Origin of the sequence: Motilimonas sp. 1_MG-2023 (genome assembly GCF_030547455.1) — a bacterium.
Lineage (GTDB): Bacteria > Pseudomonadota > Gammaproteobacteria > Enterobacterales > CBDFNC01 > Motilimonas.
Genome location: NZ_JAUOPX010000304.1, coordinates 1 through 234 on the forward strand (window position 1 = coordinate 1; position 234 = coordinate 234).

Genomic DNA, 234 nt, shown 5'->3' on the forward strand with positions numbered 1-234 from the left:
GGCACAAAAGGGTCCGCGGCTGGGTTTGCATCCATTAACTCCAGTAATCCCACCCCGTAAAGTACTCCTATTTCATGTAAGTTTTCACCTTTCGCCAGCGTGTGAGTCTGAAGCTGCCCAACTAAACGCCCACCATCTGGGGGTAATGTGTAAATATTTGCCCATGTTACTGGAATTATATATAGCAAATACAAAAGTCTAAACAATTATTTCATAACATAACGAGCAATAGTA

At 41.9% G+C, this 234-nt stretch carries 1 pseudogene; it reads right to left on the bottom strand.

Annotation, left to right across the window (positions count from 1 at the left end):
* Positions 1-188: pseudogene (locus Q4519_RS22150) on the bottom strand (peptidoglycan-binding protein); the annotation flags it as partial.
* Positions 189-234 lie beyond the last annotated feature (46 nt).